The following is a 14,837-nucleotide window of genomic DNA, read 5'->3' on the forward strand; positions in this document are numbered from 1 at the left end:
TCCTGCGTTAAGCTTTGCAGAAGCGGCTTTCTGGATTGCGCTAGCCGGCCTTAGTGAAAATCCCTCGATTTCGGGATGATCCGCACGTTGCGCGGATGGCTTGATGTCCTGGGATGCTGCGGGTGCAGAATCTCGTCGGCCCGCGTGAGCTGGAAATGGGGTTTGTTGTCGGCAGAGAGCAATTCCAGATCGGGGCTGCGGTCGATCAGCCGCTGGGAGATGAGGTGGACGACGCCTTCGGGGCTGCGTTGCGCGCGGCCTCGGATCTCGATGAGGCGGGAGCCCATGACCTGGCGGCGGAACTGCTCGAACAGGCTCGACCAGACTACCGCATTGGTGATGCCGGTCTCATCCTCGATGGTCATGAAGACCACATTGCCGTTGCCGGGGCGCTGGCGTACCAGCACCACGCCGGCGGTCTTGACCCAGCGGCCGTCGGCCTGGGCTGATGTTTCCGCGCAGCTCAGAATGCCTTCCGCCCGGTAGCGCTGCCGCAGGAAGGTCATGGGATGAGCCTTCAATGAGAGCCGCGTGGTTTGATAATCCGTCACCACATGCTGCGACAGCGACATTTCCGGCAGGGAAACCTCAGGTTCGGCTGCCAGTTCTCCGGCATCCGCGGCGGCGAAGAGAGGCAGGGGCGTATCATCGGGAAGGCGGCGGACGGCCCAAAGGGCGTTGCGGCGATCAAGGCCCATGGAGCGGCAGGCGTCGGCATCGGCAAGCTTTTCCAGCGCCGCGCGCGGCAGGGCCGCGCGGCGGGCCAGCGTCTCCATGTCGGAATAGCCGGCCCCGCGTTTCTCCACGAGGGCCTCAGCCCATTTATCCCTGAAACCATCGATCTGGCGCAGGCCAATGCGCAGAGCGAGACGATTGCCTTCCCCATGTTCGATGGTGCTGTCCCATTGGCTCATGTTGACGTCGATGGGGCGCACCTCAACTCCATGCTCACGGGCATCGCGCACGATCTGGGCCGGAGCATAAAAGCCCATGGGCTGGGAGTTCAGCAGCGCGCAGGCGAAGACCGCCGGGTAATGGCACTTGATCCAGGATGAGATGTAGACGAGGTGGGCGAAAGAGGCGGCGTGGCTTTCGGGAAAGCCGTAGCTGCCGAAGCCCTGGATCTGCGCATAGCATCGTTTCGCGAAGTCAGGATCGTATCCGCGCGCGGTCATGCGGTCGATCATCATGCTCTCGAACTTGTCGATCCCGCCAGCATGGCGGAAAGTGGCCATGGCCTTGCGCAGGCCGTTTGCCTCCTCCGGCGTGAACTTCGCCGCCACCATGGCAAGCTTCATGGCCTGCTCCTGGAAGAGCGGCACGCCCATGGTTTTGCCGAGCACGGCATGCAGTTCATCCTTTTTGCCGAACTCCGGCGAAGGAGAGGGAAAGGTCACTTTTTCATGGTGGTTCCGCCGGCTGAGGTAGGGGTGCACCATGTCGCCCTGGATGGGGCCGGGACGGACGATGGCGACCTGAATGACGAGATCGTAGAACTCTCGCGGTTTCAGGCGCGGCAACATGTTGATCTGGGCTCGGCTCTCCACCTGGAAGACGCCGATGCTGTCGCCCTTGCACAGCATGTCATAGACGGCCTTATCCTTGCGTTCGATGGAGGCAAGGTCATGATCGAGGCCGCAATGTTTGTGCAACAGGTCCATGGCCTTGCGGATGCAGGTCAGCATGCCGAGCGCGAGCACGTCGACCTTCATCAACCCCAGTTCATCAATGTCGTCGCGGTCCCATTCGATGAAGGTGCGGTCCTCCATGGCGGCATTGCCGATGGGCACCACTTCATCGAGCCGGCCCTGGGTCAGGATGAAGCCGCCCACATGCTGTGAGAGATGCCGGGGAAAGCCCATCAACTGCTCGGAGAAATGAACGGCACGGGCAATTTCTAGGTTACTCGGGTCAAAGCCTGCATGCTTCACCTGTTCGGACGGAAGGTCCGAGCCCCAGGACCCCCAGACCGTGGAAGCAAGGGCCGAGGTCACGTCCTCGGTGAGGCCCAGTACCTTGCCGACTTCCCGAATGGCGCTGCGCGGGCGATAGGAAATGACGGTGGCGGCGATGCCGGCGCGGTGACGGCCATAGCGCTCATATATCCATTGGATCACCTCCTCGCGCCGCTCGTGCTCGAAATCGACGTCGATGTCAGGCGGCTCCTTGCGCTCCTGCGAGATGAAGCGGGCAAAGAGGACGTCGATTTCTTCAGGATCCACATTGGTGATCCCCAGCACGAAGCAGACCACGGAATTGGCTGCCGAACCGCGCCCCTGGCAAAGGATGCGCTGGTCGCGGGCGTAGCGGACGATGTCGTGGATGGTGAGGAAATAGTGGGCGTAGTTGAGCTTTTCGATGAGCGCCAGTTCCTCCCGCAAAAGGCGATCGATCTTTTCAGGGATGCCATTGGGATAGCGGAATTCGGCACTCCGCCAGGCAAGGTCCGCCAAATGCTGCTGCGCGGTCTTGCCCGGCGGCACCGGTTCGCTGGGATATTCATAGCGTAGCTGGTCCAGCGAGAAATCCATGCGCGCCAGGAGGTGCTGCGTCTCCAGGATGGCGTCCGGCTGGTCGCGGAAGAGGCGGGCCATCTCGGAAGGGGCTTTCAGATGCCGTTCGGCATTGGCTTCCAGGATGCGGCCGGCGCTTTCGATCTTCAGTCCCTCGCGGATGCAGGTGATGATGTCCTGAAGCTCGCGCCGCTCGGGCGCATGATAGAGCACGTCGTTGGTGGCGATCAGCGGGATGCCGGTTCTTCGGGACAAACGGCTGAGGCCCGCGAGGCGGCGCCGGTCGGCGCCCGTGCGGTGCATGGTGGCGCCCAGCCAGAGATTGCTGCCGGCGCTTTCGGCCAGAAGATCCAGCGCCTTTTCGGTCTGGGCCGCATCAGAGCCTGGCATCAGCACCAGAAGCAGATCACGCGGATCAGTGATGAGATTGTCCAGGGTGAGGTGGCATTCGCCTTTCTTCGCATCCCGATTGCCCTCGGTGAGGATGCGGCAGAGGCGGCCCCAGCCGGCGCGGTTCTCCGGATAGACCACCACATCGGGCGTGCCGTCCTGGAAGACGAGCCGGCTGCCGACCATGAGCTTGAAAGGATAGGTGGTGCCATTCTCCTCCAGGCAGGCTTCCTGCGCATGCCTCAGCGCGGAATAGGCGCGCACCACGCCGGCCACGGTGTTGCGATCCGCAATTCCGATGCCGGTATGGCCGAGCTCTACCGCCCGCGCCACGAGATCGCTGGCATGGGAAGCCCCGCGCAGGAAGGAGAAGTTGGTGGCGGCGGCAATCTCGGCATAGCTCATGCGAACAGTCCATGGAGATACCAGCGCGGATGCTCCACCTCGCGCTCGTAAAGCCCTTCGCGAAACAGCCAGAAGCGGTGACCCTCACGGTCCTCGACGCGGAAATAGTCGCGCGTGTTGGTTTGCGGCTGCCGCTGCCACCATTCCGGCGCGATACGATCGGGGCCTTCCGCCGCCACTACATCGTGCACTACCCGCCGCCAGAGAAAGCGGATGGGCGGGCCATCGGGCACCTCGGCCATGGCCTCGATGGGCTGCGGCGGCTCGAACAGGCGGATGGGATAGACCGGCGGCTCGCCTGAGGGGCGATCGGGCCAGGATTTCGGATCCTTGGATGGCGCCAGGGCCGGCAGGGCCTGGAAGCTGCGCTCGGGGATGTGGCTGTCCTCAGCCACGAACTGCATCACCCGTTCCGCGCCGAAGCGGGCGCTGAGCCGGTCCACCAATTCCGCCACCGCCTCGTCCTCGCGCTCCTTGCCATCAAAGCGGGCCTGCAGGGCCTGCATGGGTTCGGTCGCGAGCGCGGCAAGGCGGATCATATCGAAGCCGAAGCCGGGGTCCACGGGATCGGCCAAGGCGTCGAGCTTTTCGGCAAAGAGCCGGTTTAAAACCGGCGGGTCCCGCAAGGGACGGCCGCTGGCCACCCTGATGCGGCGCACGGCGCCATCGGCGCGGAAGAAACTTGCCTCGAAGCTGCGTCCGCCAAGGCCCTGCCGCTCCAGACGGCGAGAAAGCTCCTGGGCAAGGCCTGCAAGGGTCGCGCTCACATCCTCCGCCCGCCCTATGGGCTCGGCAAAGCGCTGCTCCACCATCAGCTCCGGCACCGGCCGGTTAGGCGAAATGGGATGATCCACTTCACCCAGCGCGCGCGTCAGGCGGTCGAGCAGATCCGCGCCGAAACGGGCGGCGAGGGGCGCGCGGGGCCGATCGGCCAGATCGGCGATGGTCTTCAGCCCGGCGCGGGCCAGCGTCAGCACCTCGGTCGCGTCAAGCCGCAGCGCTGTCACGGGCAGGGGGCGCACGGCCGCCGGCTCCTCGCCCGGCGCAACGATGCCGCCTGATGTGAAAGACGCGACGGCGCGGGCGGCATCCGGCGTGCCGGCAATGGCGCTCTGCACGGCAAGGCCAAGGAAGCCCAGTCGTGCCGTGACCTCGGCGCGCATGGCGGCCTCGCCACCGAAGAGATGCACGCAGCCCGTGATGTCGAGCATGATGCCGCTGTCACCATCGAGGCCCACCAGCGGCGTGAAGCGGTCGCACCAACTGGCGATGCGGCGCAGCAGAAGGGCGTCCGCCTCCGGGTCTTCCTCGGCGATGGCGATGTCGGGCACGCGAGCGCGGGCATCGGCCAGCGTCAGGCCGCGCGTCAATCCAAGGCTCAGGGCCTTGCGGTCGGCATGGGCGATGCGCAGGGCGCTCTTGACCTTGGCGGTGATGACAAGCGGGCGGTCATCCGGCTTGCCGCCAGCCTGTCGCCGCAGCCGGTCGGTGGGCAGGAAGGGGAACCACAGCGCCAGGTAGCGCCGGTGTCCGGAAAACAAGCTCGTCACGGTTCCACTCCACGTTCCAGCGCCCGGGGGCGATGCCCTCCCGGTGGCGCAGCAGTGTGATGTCAAAGGCCGGCCAGCCCGGGGCATTGGCCTCCAGGCGGCTGGAGGGCAGGGCGCGCACGCCCCAGCGGCTGAGGGCCGCGCTCGGCTGCGGGTCCGCATCGGTGCGGACCATGATGAGGCCGACGCCCGATTTCGCCGCCGTGCGCGCCAGGCGCTGGCTGGCCGTCAGGTCCAGTGCCTTGGGAGCGCCCCGCACTTCCAGAACGACATATCCCAAGGCCGAGCACCGCAATGCCTCATGCCCCGCGCGCAGGGCCTGAAGGGCATCCTTCACACAGACCACCAGGAAGTCCGAGGGATCGGCGCCCAGTTCGGCAAGCCCCGGCGGATGCAGCGCGCCATATTCCTGCACGGCACTGGCCTGCTGCACCCATATGATCTTCCGCCCGGTCGTGCAGGCGCGCAGCGCCAGCGCCAGGGCGAAGCCATGCGCCGCTCCGCCGTCCGCCATGGCCCCGGCGAAAACCTCATGGAGGGCCGCACGCGGCAGGCCACCTCCGAGGGCTTCATCCAGAACCGGGATTCCGAACGGAACACGCCCTGATGTCACAGGATCGGGCCAGTCCTCCTTACTGATTTTGGCAAGGCTTCGCCGGAGCCGGGCAAGAGCATCCTGCACAGCTGAAATTCCTTATGTTCATGCTTTGTTCTATTAGGGACTCAACTCACGAGTGGAGTCAATCGCGGCACGGAAAACTTCCGCTTGCCAACATGAAAGGAGCTTGATGAGAGTATCCCCGGGGTCTCCAGCGGGGCGGCAAAGATGTCGGACGAATGGGTGAGGGAACGCGCGGAAAAGCAGCTGTCGCAGATGATCGACTGGATTGGCCGGCACGACAGCCGCAGCGCAGGCTTGATGGGCATCACGGTGGCCATGATGGGCGCGCTTTCAGCCGCCACGCCTCCGCTCAAAGACTGGAGCCCGGTCTTCATGGTCGCTCTCGGCATAACCGTGACCGGTTTCGGTTTCGTGCTCTATCAACTGATGCGAGGGCAGATCCCGCGGCTGCGTGCGGGCAAGCCGTCGCTGTCCTTCTTCGGCACGGTCGCGGGAATGCCGCCGCAGGACTTCCGGGACAAGTTCGTCGCCATGACGGAAGCTGAATATATCGAGGACCTGCTGAGCCAGTGTTACGTCAACGCGCGGATTCTGCGGTCGAAATTCCGCTGCCTGAAGCGGGGCCTCGTCGGCCTGCTGGTGACGGCCATTCCCTGGGCCTGGGCGATCTCGCTGGCAAAGTCCCTTTAAAGCAAGCCTCTCAAGCTTTCATGCTGGCCTATGGCTTACACGCCTGTGTTTGACTTCACCCCGGAGTAGTATAAGACAGATTTCTGCTTACAGTCTGGGCTCGTTGCTGGGGCGTGGTGATGTTCCGTCGTGCGTTCTGCGGTGGTGTGGCCAGCCTCATGGCCTTTGGATGCGTCTCAGCCTTCGCCCAGGAGGTTTTCCCACGCACATCGCCGCGCGCCGGTTTCATCGTTTCCGCCAAAGGCGGTGAGGAGCTGCAGTTTCCGGCGGAACCTTCGTGGCGTCCTGCATTTGTGCGGCAGGACATCATCGGCGGCGACACCCTGCGCACCGGCGAAATCGGCACTCTCGGCCTCACCTTTGCCGATCAGACCACCATCCGTGTCGGCCGCCTGTCCACCCTCGTGGTCAATGAGGTGGCCACATCAGGCGGCTCGACCGAACTGACACTGCCCAGCGGCAGTGTCTGGGCCCGCGCCTCGCGCGGCGGATCGGGCGTCACGGTGAAAACGCCCGCCGCCTCCGCCGCCATTCGCGGCACCGATTGGTCGCTGGCGGTGGTAGGCGACCGCACCTCTTTGGTGGTGCTGGAAGGCGTCGTCGTCTTCTCCAACCCCCAGGGCTCCGTCACCGTGCATCAGGGCGAGGGGGCGACGGCGCGCATCGGCGAGCGGCCGACCAAGACCGTCCTCGTGCGCCCCGACGACCGCGAACAGATGATGTTCTATCTGGAGCTCCGCGGCCTGTTCCGGAGCCTGCCTGCTGGCAACCTCGATGGTGCTGCCCGGCGCGCGGAACGTTCGCGTCTTGCCGCTATCCCGGCTGAGACCCGCACCACAGAGGACTGGATCGCCGTGGCCGAGAACGGGCTCGGATACGACCGTCGCGATGTGGTCGTGCAGGCAGTTGCCGAGGCGCGCAGCAGGCTCGGAGGGCGCCCCAATGCCCGGCTCGATCTGGTGGAGGCCATGCTGGCCGCCTCCGCCAAGCGCTACGAGGAGGCCGCGCGACTCTTCTCCCGCGCTGCCGCGGGCACCGGGGGCCGGCAGAAAGTCACGGCCCGATGCGGCTATTACGCGGCGTCCGTGCTCGCCGATCCCAAGCGTGACCTGACCCTGCCGAAGACGGGTTCGGCCGATCAGGATGTCTGCGCCGCCTATGTAACGGCCTTTGGCACGGGGCTTGAGGATGCGGAAAAAATCCTGCGTCAGTCCGAGCAGAGGTCGCCGGATCATCTTCTGTCCTCGCTTCTTTCGGCCCAGGTGTCACTGCTGCTCAACCGGCGCGATGAGATGCGGGCAACCGTCGCGCGCATGGTGGCGACGGATCCCGACAGCCCGGAAACGCTGCTCGCCTCCGGTTATCTGAAGCTCAGCATCGACAGCGACATTGAAGGGGCCGTGGCGGATTTCTCACGCGGCGTTGAAATCGCCCCCGGTGACGCTGAGCTCTGGAATGGTCTTGGACTCGCGCAGAGCGAGCGGGACGCCACGCGTGAGGCCGAATTTGCCTTCCGCCAGGCCATTGAGGCGGATCCCGACGACGCGCTCGGTTACTCCAACTTTGCCACCTTCCTGCTTGATCAAAGCCGTGTCGAAGAAGCAGGCGCCCTGCTGGACAAGGCGCTGGCGCTCGATCCCTCCTTCTCCGCGGCCTATACGGCCAAAGGCCGCTATTTCCTGCAGAAGGGCGACGAGGCTAAGGCATTGGAATTCCTCCTGGCCGGCAGCGCGGCCGACCCGGCCGCGGCCCAAGGCCTCCTGGCACTTGCCATCGGGCAATATCAGAGCGGCGACCTTGAGGTCGCGGCCCAGGCGCTCGACAATGCCGACCGGCTGGACCGGAATGATCCGATCACATCCATGGTCCGCACGGCCATCGCGGTCGATCAGCTGCAGGCCGATGCCGCCATTACCCATGCGCGCGAGGCTGTGCGGCGCTACCGTAATCGAGGCGGCTATTTCGCGGCATTGGCTTCCACACGGTCCGGCGGCTCATATCTTGGTCAGGCTTATCGTCTGCTCGGATTGGAGGACTGGGGCCGCTTCTACACCGACCGCGTGTTCGATCCCTTCAGCGGCACCGGCTATTTCGATCAGTCCGCGGCCTATCGGCCCAACATTTTCTTCTCGCGGCCGACGCTGGATCAGATCCAGGGCGAGGTATCGGATGCCGCCGGCAGTCTGGTGCTGCAGGGCCTGTTCTTCGACCCGCTGGCGGTGTCGGGCCGTCTCGGCCGCATCGATTTGCTGCGCCGCCCGTTTCTCGATGCGGAGGTGGGCGGCAGCGTCATCCATCGCGACGGCCGCACCGGCTGGGGACAGGAAGCCTCGGTGCAGGCCTTCTCCAACGTGCCCGTGCCGACCTCGATCTCGCTCACCTTCAACCGCGAGCGGACGAGCAACCCTGATGGCTTCGGCGGCGAGAACAGCTATCTGGCGAGCGGTTTTGTGGGCATGCAGCCCAATGCCGAGAACCGCTTCCTCTTCTGGGGTACGCTGAGTTCCGCGTCGCCGGATCTTTTCGCTCTCAACCTTGCTCAGTTCGACAGCGACGAGCAGACCGTGAAGTCCTATCAGGTAGGCGCCGGCTGGAGCCACACCTTCAGCTATCAGAACGTGCTGACGGGCGCGGTGGTGGCGACCCGGGCACGGGATGTGCAGGACAGGTATCAGTTCTCAAGTACGATTGATCCCGTTTTTGGCCTGTTACTCACGAACGAGATGATTTTCAATCAACGGACGCGCGCCGACACGATAACGGGGGCCCTGGGACATACCTTCGGCTGGGGTGATTTCACCCTTCGTACCGGTATCGAAGCCCAACGTGGCCGCATCGACAGCTTCACTGCCACCAGCATAACCTTCGCCATTCCAGGGATCGGTCTCAGCATATCCGATGACGTTTCACAAGAAGACAGCGTCTACTTCAACTTAGGTCGCGCCTACACCAACCTCATGTGGCAGCCGTCTGATCGGTTCGAAATGGAGGCGGGGGTCCAGGCCCATCTGATCGACATCCGCTCCGGCTCGCGCGACACCTATGTCGATCCCCGTATTGGCGCCGCCTTCTCGCCCGCCAACGGCCATTGGCTGCGTGCCGCCTGGCGGCGCGATACCGAAACCTCCGCCGGCTTCACGCTGTCACCCATTACGACGGTTGGCCTTCTGCCACACGCGCTGCCGGTCTCGCTTGGCGGCCGGCGTGATACGACGGCGCTGCGCTGGGACGCGGAGTGGACGCCGCATATCTTCACGGCGGTGGAATATCAAAACCAGCGGGCGAGGGACCTCGATATTCCGTTCCCCGACAACCTTGACCAATATGCCCTCGAGGAAGGCCGGATCGACTACATCACCGCCACCGCCAACATCTGGCTGACGCATGGCATCGGTGTCTTCGGCACCGTTGGAGTAGCCGACAGCAGCACCGATGACGGCGCAGGCGGAGACATCGACCTACCTTTCGTGCCCAAGCGCTTCGGGCGAGCCGGGGTCACCTTCGTGCATCCGAGCCGGATCCGCTTCTCGCTGATCGAGAACTACATCGGCTCCCGTTTCGATGCCCCCGGCGGTATCGAGGTCGATGCCGTCTGGACCACGGACGCCATGGCGAGCTACGAGACGCCTGACCGGCGCTTCCTCTTCAGCCTCTCGGCGCTGAACCTGTTCGACGAGCAATATGATCTCGTGGCCGCGCGGCCCGGCAACAACGAAGCGGTTCCCGGCACCGGGCGCACCTTTGCCGGATCGTTGAAAGTCCGCTTCTGATGCGACCTGTCGTGCCGGGGCCGGAGCGTGCCGCTGCGGTTCTTGGCTCACGCTATCGCGCCCTGGGGCGAGGTTTTGGCCGGCGACCGTGGCTGCGGGACCTTCTGCTGGCCATGCTGCTGTCCGCGCTTATCATTCCCCTGCACGGGCGTGCCGGCATCCGCATCGCCGAAGCGCGGATGTTCGACATCCTGTCGACATTTGCGCCGCCGAGGCCAGCCGCGCCGGGGGCCGTGATCGTCGCCATCGACGAGCCGTCCTTTGCCGAAATCCCGGAGCAATGGCCCTGGTCGCGCGCGACACACGCGCGGCTGATCGAAAGCCTTCGAGCCGCCGGCGCACGCGCGATCGGTTTCGACGTTGTCTTTGCCGAGCCGTCCAATCCTGACGCCGATGCGAAACTCGCCGCCGCGCTCGGCCCCGACAGCGTGCTTGCTGCCGACCGTGAAGTTGTGGCCATGGACCAAGGCACGCAAGTCACCCGCGTCGGCCCCTTCGCGGCGCTGATGGAAGGTGGCGCCACATCCGGTGTCACATCGGTCAACCTCGACGGAGATGGCGTGTTGCGGCGCATGCCGCCGCTCGATGACAGCTTCGCCCGAGCGCTCATGCAGGTGGAGGGGCGATCGGTCCCGGATCTGCCGGGCAGGCCTCTCGTTCAGTATTTCGGCGGCGCCCGCAGCTATCCCACCGTCTCCTATTATCAGGCGCTCGATCCGGCGGGCTTCCTGCCGCCGGGTTTCTTCCAGGGCAAGACCGTGTTGATCGGCCTGAGCCTCAAGGCCGCACCCGTGGTCGATAGCGGAGCCGTGGATGCCTTCGCGACGCCTTTCACCATCCAGACGGGGACGCTGACGGCCGGTGTCGAAGTGCATGCGACGATCCTGGATAACCTGCGGCACGGTCTTGCCATTTCCCCCGCGCCGGTGCGGGCGATCAGCTTTGCCGTCATCGCCTGCGCCTTGCTGGGGTGTGGGGCCGGGGCATCGGCCATGTCCTGGCGCACCGGCTTGATCGCGCTCGGCAGCCTCGTCGGCATCGTCGCCGCAAGCTGGCTGATGCTGCGCTTCGGCCGGATCTGGCTACCGCCGGTGACGCCGGCGCTGGCCGCGCTTACCGGCCTTGGCGCGCGGGTTGGGCTCGATTACGCGCGGGAGCGGCGGTTGCGCGCGGCGGTCTCCGCCGCCTTCTCGCGCTATGTCACGCCTGATCTCGTGGCGGAGCTCGCGCGAAACCCGGATTCGCTCAAGCTTGGTGGTGAGAGGCGCGAACTCAGCGTGCTGTTCTGCGACGTGCGCGGCTTCACCAGCCTCTCGGAGCAGATGAAGGACGACCCTGTCGGTCTCACCGATCTCATCAACCGCCTGCTCGATGCCCTCTCCGAACAGGTGATGGAGGCGCGCGGCACCATCGACAAATATATGGGCGACTGCATCATGGCCTTCTGGAACGCGCCCTTGCCAGAGCCGAAACATGCCCGTGCGGCCGTGCGCGCGGCCCTCAGAATGTCGGATGCGGTGCGGCGTCTCAACGCCGAGCTTCAACTGGAAAACCCGGATCTGCCATCGCTGGCGGTCGGCGTTGGCGTCAACACGGGGATGTGCCTCGTCGGGAACGTCGGATCGCGCTGGCGATACGACTACTCGGTTCTGGGGGACACCGTGAACCTCGCCTCCCGTCTGGAGGGGCTCACGAAAGACTACGGCGTCGCCGTCATCCTCGGCGCGGCCACAGCGGCGGTGGTCGGTGATGAGTTCACGGTGCTGGAGCTGGACCGGATCGCGGTTCGCGGCCGCAGTGAGGCAGCGCCCATCTTCACGGTGTTCGCGAATATAGACGAGGCGTCGCGATCGGCGCTTTCCGAAGCCCGCCGCAGACTCGAGGCGGCGCAGGTGGTGGAGGATCTGCCGGCCTGTCTCGAGGCGCTCCGCCTGATGCGCGAGGCCTGGCCGCCGCTGTCGGCCTACAGCGAAAAGATGGCGGCTATCCTCACAGCTCGCTTCGCGCGTTAGCCGATGACGGGTTCGTCGTTGGCTTTCATATGACCGCGCAGATAGTCCATGAAAAGGCGCACCTTCGGCGGCACCAGGCGGCCGCTTTTGTAAGTCGCGTAGATGGGGATGGCTTCTTCCGGCTCAAACTCGCGCAGGATCGGGCGCAGGCGACCTGCCGCGATGTCCTCCTGCACGCGGAGGTCCGTCACACGGCCGATGCCGAGGCCGGCGATGAGCGCTTCATAATTGCCGTGTCCACCGTTGACGACGAAGTTGCCGGACACCTTCAGCGTCATAGGCTCGCCGTTGACCACGAAAGTCCATTCGTTGAAGTTGAGCCCGAGCCGGCTCATGAGCAGGCAATTGTGCTTGAGAAGATCCGGCGGGGTCTTCGGCATGCCGAAGCGTTCCAGGTAAGATGGCGCCGCGCACACGATCTGCTTGCTTTCCGCTACGCGCGTGATCATCAGCGAAGACGAGCGCTGCTCGCCCCAACGCAAGCCGACATCATGATCGGCGAGGGCAGGATCGATGATGTCGTCGGACAGGTCGAGCTGAACCTTGAGCTGGCGGTATCGACCGAGGAAGTCCGGCAGAAGCGGCGCCAGCTTGTGAAGCCCGATCATGATCGGGCTCGTGACCCTCAGCGTTCCGCGCGGCTCTTCGCCGAAATCGCTGACGACCAGCTCCGCCTCCGCGATGTCGGCGAGGATCTGCGTGCTGCGCTGGTACAGAGCCTCGCCGGCATCCGTCAGGCCGATGCGCCGCGTGGTGCGATCCAACAGGCGCACGCCCAGGCGCTTCTCCAGTCCGTCGATGCGCCGGCAGACGGCGGAGCGCGTGACGCCGAGGGCGCGGGCCGCCGGCGCAAAGCCGCCGTGGTCGACGACACAGGTGAAGATGTTCAGTTCGCTCTCGTGGCTCATGGCGCTTCATTGTTGAGTTTATCGTAACGGTATGTGTCCCCCGTCGGGGATTTCGACCGGGGCGATCTGCGCCTAGCCTGATCAAGCAAATTGGATCGCACAAGCTCAAAACGACGATCCACGCGGGAGGAGAACGACGATGGCGGTAGCGGCAACGCATGTCCTGAGCGCGGACCGACGCGCCCAACCATGATCAAACTGGTGACCTTTCAGAAGCGGGTGCCCAGCCTGACGCGGTCCGAGTTCGAGCAGCGCTGGCTCACTGTGCATGGACCTATGGCGGCCGTATTCCCTGGTCTCCGTGGTTACATGCTCGGCTTCTCACTCGACGAAGGTGAACCCGCCGCCGACGGCATCGCCCAGCTCTGGTTCGACAGCCGCAAGGACGCGCAGGCCTCCTATGCCTCCGATATCGGCCGGCGCGGCTCGGCCGATGCAAGCGCCTGGCTGGCACGCCGCGAGCATCTTCTTGCCTCTGAAGTCTGGCTCACAAGAAACGCGCCGATCTCGGAGACGCCTTTCAAACTGGTGTTCTCCGTCAAGCGTCGCGACGGAATGGCCCGCGAGGATTTCATCTCCTGGCTCAAGGAACAGGTGACCGCTGCCGTGGCTGCCGAGATGGGCGCAAGCCAGTCACGGCTCAGTCTCGACGAAGCGGGACTTCTTCTCAACTCCAAGGTCGAGGGCGCACTCGACCTTGTTGAAGGCGAGGGCGTGCATGACGCGCTGATCGAACTCTGGTTCACCTCCAGGCGATCGGCCGAGGAGGGGCGGGAGCGGTTCAGCGCCTGGATCGCCGCCACGCTCGCGCCGCAGCTATCAAAACAGGAAGACGCCCTGTTGCAGGAGCACGTGGTGGTGATGCCGCCGGCGCCTGCCTATGGGCTCGACATGAGGACCTTTGCATGAAGAAGACAGCTCTCGTGGTCGGCGCGACCGGTGTGTCCGGCCGGGCCCTGATCGATCACCTGGACAAGCAGCCTGACTGGTCGGTGATCGGCGTGTCGCGCAAGCCGCCGTATTTCCCGACCAAGGCGCGCTTTGTCTCCGCGGATCTGATGGATCCCAGGAGCTGTGAGGAAAACCTCGGCGGGCTCAGCGAGGTCACCCATGTGTTCTACACCGCCTATCTCGACAACAAGGTGATTGCCGAGACGCGCGCGCCCAACGCCCGGATGTTCGAGAACTTCCTGCCGGTGATCGAGAAGGCTGCTCCAAACCTGCAGCATGTCTGTCTTCTCCAGGGCACCAAATACTACGGCCAGTATCTCGGTCCATTTAAAACGCCGGCGAAGGAGAGCGATCCGCGCATCTCCGTGCCGCACTTCTACTACGATCAGCAGGACCTCGTGATGAAGTCGAGCGAGGGCAAGGGCTGGTCATGGTCGGCGGCAAGGCCGCATGTGATCTGCGGCTTCGCCCTTGGAAATCCGCTCAATCTCATCACTACCATCGCGACCTATGCGACGCTTTTGAAGGAGATGGGTGAGCCCTTCACCTTCCCGGGTAAGCCCGGCGCCTTCACCTCGATCTATCAGGCCACGGACGCCGCGCTGCTGGCGCGCGCCATGGTGTGGATGTCGACGACCCCTGACTGCGCCAATGAAGCCTTCAACATCACCAACGGCGACTTCTTCCGCTACCAGAACCTCTGGCCGGTCTTCGCCAGGCACTTCGGCCTTGAGCCAGGTGGTGTTGAAACCGTGGACATGCCGAGCCGGATGGCGGGCAAGGAAAAGCTCTGGGACGAGATCGTCGCCAAACATGGGCTGCAGAAGCATCCGCTGTCGCAGCTGGTGAACTGGAACTTCGCCAACTACGCCTTCTCCAACGACTGGGACGTGATGTCGGACACCACCAAGTGCCGCAAGTTCGGCTTCCTGGAGTTCATCGACAGCGAGGAGATGTTCCTCGACCAGTTCCGCTACCTGCAATCCGAAAAAATCGTGCCCTGACGCGCGGAAGGGAGTGCCTTGC

The 14,837-nt window shown here is 64.6% G+C and carries 9 protein-coding genes; 5 read left to right on the forward strand and 4 right to left on the reverse strand.

Annotation, left to right across the window (positions count from 1 at the left end; all coding sequences use genetic code 11):
- Positions 1-50: 50 nt before the first annotated feature.
- From IEV58_RS09250 to IEV58_RS09260, 3 genes are read right to left on the reverse strand one after another with little or no spacing between them, the layout of a single operon-like run.
- Positions 51-3,308, reverse strand: coding sequence for an error-prone DNA polymerase (locus tag IEV58_RS09250; RefSeq protein WP_188409450.1), 3,258 nt, complete (start codon positions 3,306-3,308; stop codon positions 51-53).
- A complete protein-coding gene (locus tag IEV58_RS09255) occupies positions 3,305-4,858 on the reverse strand; it encodes a Y-family DNA polymerase (RefSeq protein WP_188409451.1) in 1,554 nt (517 codons plus the stop codon). The genes IEV58_RS09250 and IEV58_RS09255 overlap by 4 nt, the downstream gene beginning before the upstream one ends.
- Positions 4,758-5,471: an ImuA family protein gene (locus IEV58_RS09260; protein ID WP_188409452.1), complete on the reverse strand. Its 714-nt coding sequence runs from the start codon at positions 5,469-5,471 to the stop codon at positions 4,758-4,760. Before IEV58_RS09260 ends, IEV58_RS09255 begins: the two co-directional genes overlap by 101 nt.
- 213 nt (positions 5,472-5,684) lie before the next feature.
- Here IEV58_RS09260 and IEV58_RS09265 point away from each other — a divergent pair, with 213 nt between their 5' ends.
- The 3 genes from IEV58_RS09265 to IEV58_RS09275 all read left to right on the forward strand — a co-directional run bounded on the left by IEV58_RS09265 (position 5,685) and on the right by IEV58_RS09275 (position 11,952).
- Positions 5,685-6,170, forward strand: a complete 486-nt coding sequence (locus IEV58_RS09265) for a Pycsar system effector family protein (RefSeq protein ID WP_188409453.1) — start codon at positions 5,685-5,687, stop codon at positions 6,168-6,170.
- 119 nt (positions 6,171-6,289) lie between these two features.
- Complete coding sequence (locus tag IEV58_RS09270; protein WP_188409454.1) at positions 6,290-9,940, forward strand: FecR domain-containing protein; 3,651 nt, start codon at positions 6,290-6,292, stop codon at positions 9,938-9,940.
- Positions 9,940-11,952: a CHASE2 domain-containing protein gene (locus IEV58_RS09275; protein ID WP_229729316.1), complete on the forward strand. Its 2,013-nt coding sequence runs from the start codon at positions 9,940-9,942 to the stop codon at positions 11,950-11,952. The genes IEV58_RS09270 and IEV58_RS09275 overlap by 1 nt, the downstream gene beginning before the upstream one ends.
- Here the strand turns inward: IEV58_RS09275 and IEV58_RS09280 are convergent.
- Positions 11,949-12,860 (reverse strand): LysR family transcriptional regulator, encoded by a 912-nt coding sequence (locus IEV58_RS09280; RefSeq protein WP_188409455.1) that lies wholly within the window; start codon positions 12,858-12,860, stop codon positions 11,949-11,951. The two genes, IEV58_RS09275 and IEV58_RS09280, sit on opposite strands and share 4 nt — an antisense overlap.
- A gap of 201 nt (positions 12,861-13,061) precedes the next feature.
- Between IEV58_RS09280 and IEV58_RS09285 the strand changes: the two genes are divergently transcribed.
- Both IEV58_RS09285 and IEV58_RS09290 read left to right on the forward strand, forming a co-directional pair.
- Positions 13,062-13,769 (forward strand): EthD family reductase, encoded by a 708-nt coding sequence (locus IEV58_RS09285; RefSeq protein WP_229729317.1) that lies wholly within the window; start codon positions 13,062-13,064, stop codon positions 13,767-13,769.
- The gene (locus IEV58_RS09290; protein WP_188409457.1) at positions 13,766-14,815 is read left to right on the forward strand and encodes an SDR family oxidoreductase; all 1,050 of its coding nucleotides are present in this window, start codon (positions 13,766-13,768) and stop codon (positions 14,813-14,815) included. The genes IEV58_RS09285 and IEV58_RS09290 overlap by 4 nt, the downstream gene beginning before the upstream one ends.
- Positions 14,816-14,837: the final 22 nt, after the last annotated feature.

The sequence above is a fragment of the Agaricicola taiwanensis genome (assembly GCF_014635245.1).
In the GTDB taxonomy this organism is placed as follows: Bacteria; Pseudomonadota; Alphaproteobacteria; order Rhizobiales; family Methylopilaceae; genus Agaricicola; species Agaricicola taiwanensis.

What these genes read in the sequence shown, in the direction of transcription:
- IEV58_RS09250 (WP_188409450.1), bottom strand. Translation starts at nt 3,308, where the DNA reads ATGAGCTATGCCGAGATTGCCGCCGCCACCAACTTCTCCTTCCTGCGC.
- IEV58_RS09265 (WP_188409453.1), top strand. Translation starts at nt 5,685, where the DNA reads ATGTCGGACGAATGGGTGAGGGAACGCGCGGAAAAGCAGCTGTCGCAG.
- IEV58_RS09270 (WP_188409454.1), top strand. Translation starts at nt 6,290, where the DNA reads ATGTTCCGTCGTGCGTTCTGCGGTGGTGTGGCCAGCCTCATGGCCTTT.
- IEV58_RS09275 (WP_229729316.1), top strand. Translation starts at nt 9,940, where the DNA reads ATGCGACCTGTCGTGCCGGGGCCGGAGCGTGCCGCTGCGGTTCTTGGC.
- IEV58_RS09280 (WP_188409455.1), bottom strand. Translation starts at nt 12,860, where the DNA reads ATGAGCCACGAGAGCGAACTGAACATCTTCACCTGTGTCGTCGACCAC.
- IEV58_RS09290 (WP_188409457.1), top strand. Translation starts at nt 13,766, where the DNA reads ATGAAGAAGACAGCTCTCGTGGTCGGCGCGACCGGTGTGTCCGGCCGG.